At 60.8% G+C, this 1,938-nt stretch carries 2 protein-coding genes and 1 pseudogene; 2 read left to right on the forward strand and 1 reads right to left on the reverse strand.

What is annotated here, in order from left to right:
• Together VGC62_RS02920 and istB are read left to right on the forward strand one after the other, a co-directional pair.
• Window positions 1–811, forward strand: an 811-nt coding sequence (locus VGC62_RS02920; protein WP_414705733.1) for a Mu transposase domain-containing protein, incomplete at its 5' end; no start/stop codon positions are given.
• Window positions 798–1,559 (forward strand): IS21-like element helper ATPase IstB, encoded by a 762-nt coding sequence (istB, locus tag VGC62_RS02925; RefSeq protein WP_414705734.1) that lies wholly within the window; start codon window positions 798–800, stop codon window positions 1,557–1,559. The genes VGC62_RS02920 and istB, both read left to right, overlap by 14 nt.
• Window positions 1,560–1,638: 79 nt before the next feature.
• Here istB and VGC62_RS02930 read toward each other — a convergent pair.
• A pseudogene (locus tag VGC62_RS02930) lies at window positions 1,639–1,938 on the reverse strand (IS630 family transposase); the annotation flags it as partial.

Genomic DNA, 1,938 nt, shown 5'->3' on the forward strand with positions numbered 1-1,938 from the left:
GCCCGCCTCAGGCTGGGAGAAGGGCCAGGTCGAGAACCAGGTCGGCAACATCCGCGAATGGCTGTTTACGCCACTGGCGCGGTTTGCCAGCTTCGAGGCGTTGAACGAATGGCTGGCGACGCGCTGCCGGGAATTGGCACAGCGCAAGCATCCGGTGACCCCGGAGCAGTCGATTGCCACTTGCTTCATTGCCGAGCAGCTTGCTTTACGGCGGATCACCGCATCGTTCGATGGGTATGTGGAGCATATGCTGCGGGTCTCCAGCACCTGCCTCGTAGTGCTGGACCGCAACCGCTACAGCGTTCCGGCGGCGTTTGCTGGGCGCGCGGTCTCGGTGCGCAGCACGGCGACCGCGATCCGCGTCGTGGCCGACGGCGCGGTGATCGCCGAACACGCGCGCCGTTTCGGGCGTGATCAGTTGATCTGCGACCCGTGGCACTACCTGCCAATTCTGGAACGCAAACCCGGCGCATTACGCAATGGCGTGCCGTTCCGCGAATGGGAACTGCCGATCGCGATCCAACTTGTGCGGGATCACATCCTCAAGCAGCCCAAAGGGGATCGCGCCTTCGTCGAATTGCTGATGATGGCCCGTGAGGTAGGTCTGGAGGCGCTGCAAGTGGCCTGCGAACTGGTGCTGGACGGCAATGTCGTCACTGCGTCGGTCGTGCTGAACGAGATGCGTCGGCTGATCGCGCCAGGGCAACCGATCATGCTGAACGTGCCTGACATGTTAAAGCTCCGGCTCGAACCGCTCGCTGATTGCGGCCGATACGACCATTTGCGCGAGGTCAGCCATGTCCTCCACTAAACCCCCTGGCACTGACCGCTTGGCCCAACTCAACGCGCTACATCTGTATGGCATGGCGGCCGCCTGGAGCGAGTTGCTCGCCGAGGGGCCGCGGCGGCCGGTGCAACCCGAGGCCTGGCTGGATCGGTTGATCGAGGCCGAACTGGCCGATCGTCAGGTGCGCAGCCTGCGATATCAGCTCAAGGCGGCGCGCTTCCCGGTGCATCGGGATCTAACCGGCATCGATTGGGCAGAAACGCCGTTGCCGCAGGCGCAGATCCAGCAACTGGCGAGCGCTGGATTCATGGAATCGGCGCACAATTTGATCCTGGTCGGCGGAACGGGCACCGGGAAGACTCATCTGGCGACGGCCTTAGGCGTCGCCGCCATCCATCAGGGCAAACGCGTGCGCTTCTTTAATGCGGTCGATCTGGTCAACCAGTTGGAGCGGGAGAAACAGCAGGGCAAGGCCGGAAATATGGCCCGGCAACTGGTGCCGACCGACGCCGTGATCCTCGACGAATTGGGCTATCTGCCGTTCCCGGCCTCCGGCGGCGCGTTGCTGTTCCACCTGATCAGCCAGCTCTACGAAAAGACCTCGCTGATCGTGACCACGAATTTGTCCTTTGCCGAGTGGGTGACAGTTTTTGGCGATGCCAAAATGACCACGGCCTTGCTGGATCGCATCACCCACCACTGCGATATCCTGGAAACAGGCAATGATTCGTTCCGATTCAAACAGCGTAAGAAACAGACGAAATCGGGCTGACCAAGTGGAAACTATTGGACGCTGGTATCTGGAAACTATTCAACGCTGATTGACAGTCCGTCACTTTCACATCACGTCAGGATCTGTGCGCGTCGAGAAACACGAACAGATTGGCCGTGCCATTGCGTCGATATTCGCGATCGTAACGTTCAAGTTGACCAGGTGCGGCTGGGATCGGCTTGCGGACTCCACCAATCAACTGTGTCGGGCTTTCGTCGAAGCAAACCACTGGACGCTTTGGATCAGCGTCTTCAGCATAGAGGTCGAGCACATCCTCCATCCGGGCGACATAGGTGCCGTCGACGTGCGGAATGCACCACATCTTTCGTAGCCACGGCTTCAGGTCGTCCTCGGCAAGACGCCGGCGTACCGTCTCGCG

Source organism: Pseudomonas sp. (assembly GCF_036404235.1).
Lineage (GTDB): Bacteria > Pseudomonadota > Gammaproteobacteria > Pseudomonadales > Pseudomonadaceae > Aquipseudomonas.

What these genes read in the sequence shown, in the direction of transcription:
- istB (WP_414705734.1), top strand. Translation starts at nt 798, where the DNA reads ATGTCCTCCACTAAACCCCCTGGCACTGACCGCTTGGCCCAACTCAAC.